General features: G+C 73.4%; 9 protein-coding genes. All 9 read left to right on the forward strand.

What is annotated here, in order from left to right; translation table 11 throughout:
• Positions 1–113 precede the first annotated feature (113 nt).
• The 9 genes from ACTIDRAF_RS0215660 to ACTIDRAF_RS32875 all read left to right on the forward strand — a co-directional run bounded on the left by ACTIDRAF_RS0215660 (position 114) and on the right by ACTIDRAF_RS32875 (position 5,533).
• Positions 114–554 carry a gas vesicle structural protein GvpA gene (locus ACTIDRAF_RS0215660; protein ID WP_016699674.1) on the forward strand — a complete coding sequence of 147 codons (441 nt, stop codon included), beginning with the start codon at positions 114–116 and terminating at the stop codon, positions 552–554.
• The gene (locus tag ACTIDRAF_RS0215665) at positions 554–1,291 is read left to right on the forward strand and encodes a GvpL/GvpF family gas vesicle protein (RefSeq protein WP_016699675.1); all 738 of its coding nucleotides are present in this window, start codon (positions 554–556) and stop codon (positions 1,289–1,291) included. Before ACTIDRAF_RS0215660 ends, ACTIDRAF_RS0215665 begins: the two co-directional genes overlap by 1 nt.
• Before the next feature lie 14 nt (positions 1,292–1,305).
• A complete protein-coding gene (locus ACTIDRAF_RS0215670) occupies positions 1,306–1,551 on the forward strand; it encodes a gas vesicle protein GvpG (protein WP_016699676.1) in 246 nt (81 codons plus the stop codon).
• A gap of 7 nt (positions 1,552–1,558) precedes the next feature.
• A complete protein-coding gene (locus tag ACTIDRAF_RS32010; protein ID WP_016699677.1) occupies positions 1,559–2,305 on the forward strand; it encodes a hypothetical protein in 747 nt (248 codons plus the stop codon).
• Positions 2,302–3,447, forward strand: coding sequence for an SRPBCC family protein (locus ACTIDRAF_RS29155; RefSeq protein WP_016699678.1), 1,146 nt, complete (start codon positions 2,302–2,304; stop codon positions 3,445–3,447). The genes ACTIDRAF_RS32010 and ACTIDRAF_RS29155 overlap by 4 nt, the downstream gene beginning before the upstream one ends.
• Positions 3,448–3,498: 51 nt before the next feature.
• On the forward strand, positions 3,499–3,927 hold the full coding sequence (locus ACTIDRAF_RS0215685; RefSeq protein WP_026066153.1) for a gas vesicle protein: 429 nt from the start codon (positions 3,499–3,501) through the stop codon (positions 3,925–3,927).
• A complete protein-coding gene (locus tag ACTIDRAF_RS29160; protein ID WP_016699680.1) occupies positions 3,924–4,778 on the forward strand; it encodes a GvpL/GvpF family gas vesicle protein in 855 nt (284 codons plus the stop codon). The genes ACTIDRAF_RS0215685 and ACTIDRAF_RS29160 overlap by 4 nt, the downstream gene beginning before the upstream one ends.
• A 5-nt stretch (positions 4,779–4,783) precedes the next feature.
• On the forward strand, positions 4,784–5,002 hold the full coding sequence (locus ACTIDRAF_RS0215695; protein ID WP_016699681.1) for a gas vesicle protein: 219 nt from the start codon (positions 4,784–4,786) through the stop codon (positions 5,000–5,002).
• 219 nt (positions 5,003–5,221) lie between these two features.
• Positions 5,222–5,533: a gas vesicle protein K gene (locus ACTIDRAF_RS32875; RefSeq protein ID WP_211215358.1), complete on the forward strand. Its 312-nt coding sequence runs from the start codon at positions 5,222–5,224 to the stop codon at positions 5,531–5,533.
• Positions 5,534–5,596 lie beyond the last annotated feature (63 nt).

A 5,596-nucleotide genomic window follows, 5' to 3' on the forward strand; every position in this document is an offset into this window, starting at 1 on the left:
GCCCGCCCCCGCCACCGCCACTCCGCGCCGACCGGGCGCGGAGCCGACGGGAACGACATGCCGAGACGCTCCACGGCGCACGATCGCCGAGGCAGAAGAGGAGGCAGCGCACGATGACCGTCGCGACACAGCAGAACAGCCAGGCCAGCGGCTCGGGAGGCGGCCGGTCCGGCAGCCTGTACGACGTCCTGGAACTGATCCTGGACCGGGGACTGGTGATCGACGCCTTCGTCCGGGTGTCCCTGGTCGGCATCGAACTGCTGACCATCGACGTTCGGGTGGTGGTGGCCAGTGTGGACACCTACCTGCGTTTCGCCGAGGCCTGCAACCGGCTCGACCTGACGCACAACTCCAAGTCCGAGACCCTGCCGGAGATGATCGGGAGCATCACCGAGAAGGGCGCCAAGGGCAAGTCCAAGGGCGCGCTCTCCGGGGCGGTGGAGACGGTCGCGGAGTCCTTCCGGGACGGTCGCGAGGAGGCCTCCGGGAAGGGACGTGACGACGAGGAGCAGCCACGCCGTCGGAGCGCTCGCCGCAAGGAGGAGGCCAGCTGATGACGTTCTACCTGTACGGGATCATCCGAGGTGACCACCCCGCCGACCTGTCCTCCCACGACGGGGTGGGCCCGGACCGGCCGCCCCTGCGGGTCCTGCGCGACGGAGGACTGGCCGTCGTGGTCAGCGAGGCCCCCCGCGACCTGCGGGGGAAACGGCGCGACCTGATCGCGCACCAGCGGGTCCTGGACGCCCTCGGTGAGCAGGGCGCGGTGCTGCCCTTCGGTTTCGGGGTCGTCTCCCCCGACGAGGGCACCGTCCTCGGCGAGCTCGCGGGCGGTGCCGCCCACTTCTCCCGGCTGCTCGACGAGGTCGACCAGATGGTGGAGATCAACGTCAAGGTGACCCACCGGGAGGACGTCGTCCTCCGCCAGATCCTCCTCGCCGACCCGGAGCTGCTGAGGCTCAACGAACGGACCAGGGAGGGTGCGGGCCACCAGGACCGGCTCCGGTTGGGAGAACTGGTCGCCGGTGCCCTGGACGTGCGCCGGCGGGAGGACGCCTCGGCCGTCCTCGACGTCCTGGGACCCGCGGCCCACCAGGTCAGCACGGTCCCGAGCGAGGTGGGCGGCCCGCTGCTCAACGCCTCGTTCCTGGTGCCCCGCGACGGCATGGAGTCCTTCCACGACCAGGTCGCCGTGGCCGAGAGGCGGTTCGGGGAATGGCTGGAGATCAGGGTCGTCGGCCCCCTCCCGCCCTACAGCTTCGTGGACCTCCGGGCGTCCACGGCGGCGTGACGAGCGGGTGACCCGTGGGTCTGTTGGGCATGGTGCTGGGACTGCCGCTCGCACCCGCCCGGGGGGTCGGCTGGACCCTCCGGCAGGTGCTGGCGGCGGCCGAGCGCGAGTACCACGCACCGGAGGCGGTGCGCCGGGAACTCGTCGAACTGGAACGGCAGCTGGAAGCCGGCCTGATCAGCGAGGACGAGTTCGACAGCCGGGAGGACGAGCTGCTGGACCGGCTGGCCGGACCCCGGCCGGGCGGAACGGAAGGGTGAGACGACGGTGAACACCGGAGCGAAGGTGGCGGTGGCCGTGGCGGGTGGATACCTGCTCGGTCGCCGCCGGAAGGCGAAACTCGCGATCGGCCTCGGGCTGTGGCTGGTCGGCAAGAAGCTCGACCTCGACCCCAAACGCATGCTGGTCACGGTGGCGAAGGAGATCGGCACCTCCGCCGACCTCAACGAGCTGCGGGAGCAGGCCAGGGAAAGCCTGTGGGAGGCCGGCAAGACCGCCGCCCAGGCCGCGCTGACCCACCGCGCCGACCGCCTCGCCGACACCCTCGGCGAGCGCACCCGCGCCCTCGCCGAACAGGGTCGGGACGCCACCGGCACCGCCGAGGAGGCGGCCACGAACGCCGGCGAGCGCGCCGAGGACACCGTGACGGACGTGGGGGAGTCGGCGCGCGACGCGGGCAGGTCGGTGCGACGGGCCTCCGGGAGCGGGGACGGCGAACCCGACGCGGAGGACGTCGACGGCGAGAGCGAGGACGCCCGGTCCGCCGAGGACGACGGCGCGGCACCCACCAGGTCCAGCGGGCGACCGAGCACCTGGTCGCGCTCGAGCACGACCGGGGGTTCCCGAGGGAGGAAGTCGTCCTCGTCCGGTGAGGACTCGAAGTCCAGGGGCACCGGCGGGCCGACCGGCCGGACCACCAGGGCCGAGGGCGCGCGACGAGGCAGGACGACGAGCGGGACGACGACGGGCGGGTCGAGCGGCCGGAGCACGCGGACCAAGCGGGGTGGAGCATGACCAGGACCAGCGACGTCAAGGAGAGGACCGGGCGCGCGGACGAGCAGGGGCCACTGGCCAACCTCCGCGAACTCGCCAGCAGGAACGCCTCCGGCGAACGCCTCCTCCTGGAGGTGGAACGCCACCTCCAGGCACGGGCCAGGCACGCGCTGACCTGGGCGGGGCACCGGATGGGCGCCGCCACCCAGCGCCTCGCCGGCGGGGGCGACCGCTCGGTGTCGACCGACGACACCGGCGACGGGAAGGGCGGCCGAGGACCGCTCGGCGCGGTCCGCTCCGGCCTCTCCACGCTCGGCGGCCGCCTGCGCACCGCCACCCGGCGCGTGCTCGACCGCCGCGCCAGGAAGAAGGGCGGTGGCCGGTCCGTCACCATCGTCGAGGACCTCGACGTCGGCCTGCCGGTGCGGGACGTCTACGACCAGTGGACCCTGTTCCAGGACTTCGACCGGTTCGCCGAGGGTGTCCGCGAGGTGGACCAGGTCGACGACACCACCACCGACTGGTCGGCCAAGATCCTGTTCTCCCGGCGGACGTGGCGGGCGGAGATCCTCGAACAGGTGCCAGACGAACGCATCCGCTGGACCTCGGACGGGGCCAAGGGCACCACGCGGGGCACGGTGACCTTCCACGACGTGACCCCCGACCTGACCCGGGTCCTGCTCGTGCTCGACCACCGGCCCCGAGGGCTGCTGGAGCGGCTCGGCAACGCCTTCGGCGCGCAGCGGCGCAGGGTGCGGCGGGACCTCGCCCACTTCCGGCGTTTCGTCTCCCTCCGGGAGGAACGGCCCGACGGGTGGCGTGGCGAGGTGCGCGACGGCGCGGTCGTCGACCGCGACGAGGAGGACCGTCCCGACGACGGGGCCACCCCGTCGGACGCGGACCGCTCCTCCGAACCGGACGACGCCACCGCCGGACGGCGGGACGAGTTCGACGCCGACGAGGACGACCACCGGGGTGAGGCGCGCGCCGAGGACGACGACGAGGACGACGACGAGGACGGACCCGAGTTCGAGGACGACGCCGACGAGGACGACCTGGGACCGGAGGACGAGGTCGACGACGCCGACGACGCCGACGAGGACGAGGACGACGCCGACGAGGACGAGGCCGCCGGGCGGCACCGGACCTCGGCGCGGCGCTGAGCGCGCACCGGCACCGGAAGGTCTCGCGACGAGGAAGGAGGGGGCAGCGCGATGACAGAACCGATGGCCTGGCCCGGGGCGCCCTCCCGGGTCGCCGGCACCCAGTCCCAGTCGACGGGGGCGAACCTCGCCGACATCCTGGAACGGGTCCTGGACAAGGGTGTCGTCATCGCCGGCGACATCAAGATCAACCTGCTCGACATCGAGCTGCTCACCATCAAGCTCCGCCTGCTGGTCGCGTCCGTCGACAAGGCCAAGGAGATGGGCATCGACTGGTGGGAACACGACCCGACGCTGTCCTCCGGCGCCCGGCGAGGCGACCTGGCCGAGGAGAACGAACGCCTGCGGGACCGGATCCGGGCGCTGGAAGCCGGTGAACGCCCCACCCTCGCCCCCTCCGGTCGGACCGAGGCCGAACGGGACGGTCCCTCGGCTCCCCGGTCCGGTGCGGTGGCGGAGACAGAGGAGGATGCCCGATGACGGCCACGCTCGCCACCATCACCTACGTCTACGCCGTCACCACGAGCGAACCGGACAGCGGGCAGGGGCACACACCGCCCTCCGGTGGCATCGACGGCGCGTCGGTCCGGGCACTGCCGGTCGGCCCGCTGACGGCGGTGGTCAGCTCCCTGCCGCGCGACCACTTCAGCGAGGCGGCCCTCAAGGACAGCCTCAACGACCTCGGCCGGCTGGAAGCGGTCGCCAGGGGACACCACACGGTCGTGTCCGACATGGCGGCCCACCGACCGGTGCTGCCGTTGCGGCTGGCCACCATCTACGACGACGACGAACGGGTCCGCCAGATGGTGCGAGGTCGGGCGCGGGAGTTCCTCTCCGCCCTCGACCGGTTCGCCGGTCGGGCCGAATGGGGCGTCAAGGTCTTCACCGACGACACCCCGGCCCCGGCGGACGAGGGTGACCGGGCGGCACCAGCGCCCTCCCGCCCCACCACCCCGGGCGGTGGGGGCGCCGGCCGCGCCTACCTGCGCCGCCGGATCCAGCGGCGCGAGGCGCGGGAACGGGCCTGGGAACGCGCGTCGGACCTCTCCACCCAGCTGGTCGACCGCCTCGACCAGCTGGCGGAGGCCCGGCGGAGGCACCGCGCGCAGGACAACCAGCTGTCCGGCGCCCGGGGCGGGAACGTGCTCAACGCGGCGTTCCTGGTGTCCGAGGAGAACACGCGGGCCTTCGCCGCGGAGGTGGAGCGGTGGTCGCGGGCCGAACCCGGGGTGCGGGTGGAGCTGACCGGCCCCTGGGTGCCCTACTCGTTCGTGCCCGACTGCCTGGACGAGCGGACCGCCCACGGCTCCGCGTCCACCGTGGACCGGTGAGCGGGATGGCGACCGAACTCGTGCCCGGCGACGAGGACGGCGACCTCCCGCTGGCCGACCGGGACGTCTCGCTGGTGGACCTGCTGGACCGGCTGCTCGCCGGCGGGGTGGTGCTCACCGGGGACCTGACGCTGGCGATCGCGGACGTGGACCTCGTGCACATCTCGCTGCGGGCGCTGATCACCTCGGTGCGACCGGACGTGCCCTCCCCGTGGGAGCGGTGAGGGGCGTCGGCACCGGGCGGTGTGCAGGGGACCGGCGGGCAGGGGCGGTGCGGGGCCGGGCACCACCAGAGGTGTGGACGATCGGAAGGAGGCGGTGTGGCGGACACGGATGGCGGCCCGACGACCGGGGGCGGGTCCTCGACGATCAGGATCGGAGGCACCGGGTCCGGCGTGGGGACCGCGAGCACGGCGGTGGGCGGGAACCACGAGGTCGACGAGGTGGGCGCCGGGGTCACGGCCGCGCTCACCGAGGCGGCCCGGGAACTCCCCAACCGCATCGACGCCCACCCCGACACGGTGGAACGCGACCTGATGAAGCTGGTGCTGACCATCGTCGAGCTCCTGCGGCAGCTCGTGGAACGGCAGGCGCTGCGCCGGGTCGACCAGGGTGACCTGACCGAGGAGCAGGAGGAACGGATGGGGCTCACCCTCATGCTGCTGGAGGACCGGATGACCGAGCTGCGCGAGCGTTACGGCCTGCGCGCCTCCGACCTGAACCTGGACCTGGGACCGCTCGGTTCCCTGCTGTAGCCCGGTGCGGCGACCCGTTCCCGCCCGACGCCCCCGGCATTGGCGGCCGGGGCCGGGGGCGGG

The sequence above is a fragment of the Actinoalloteichus spitiensis RMV-1378 genome, from assembly GCF_000239155.1.
Lineage (GTDB): Bacteria > Actinomycetota > Actinomycetes > Mycobacteriales > Pseudonocardiaceae > Actinoalloteichus_B > Actinoalloteichus_B spitiensis.

What these genes read in the sequence shown, in the direction of transcription:
- ACTIDRAF_RS0215665 (WP_016699675.1), top strand. Translation starts at nt 554, where the DNA reads ATGACGTTCTACCTGTACGGGATCATCCGAGGTGACCACCCCGCCGAC.
- ACTIDRAF_RS0215685 (WP_026066153.1), top strand. Translation starts at nt 3,499, where the DNA reads ATGACAGAACCGATGGCCTGGCCCGGGGCGCCCTCCCGGGTCGCCGGC.
- ACTIDRAF_RS29155 (WP_016699678.1), top strand. Translation starts at nt 2,302, where the DNA reads ATGACCAGGACCAGCGACGTCAAGGAGAGGACCGGGCGCGCGGACGAG.
- ACTIDRAF_RS29160 (WP_016699680.1), top strand. Translation starts at nt 3,924, where the DNA reads ATGACGGCCACGCTCGCCACCATCACCTACGTCTACGCCGTCACCACG.
- ACTIDRAF_RS0215660 (WP_016699674.1), top strand. Translation starts at nt 114, where the DNA reads ATGACCGTCGCGACACAGCAGAACAGCCAGGCCAGCGGCTCGGGAGGC.
- ACTIDRAF_RS0215695 (WP_016699681.1), top strand. Translation starts at nt 4,784, where the DNA reads ATGGCGACCGAACTCGTGCCCGGCGACGAGGACGGCGACCTCCCGCTG.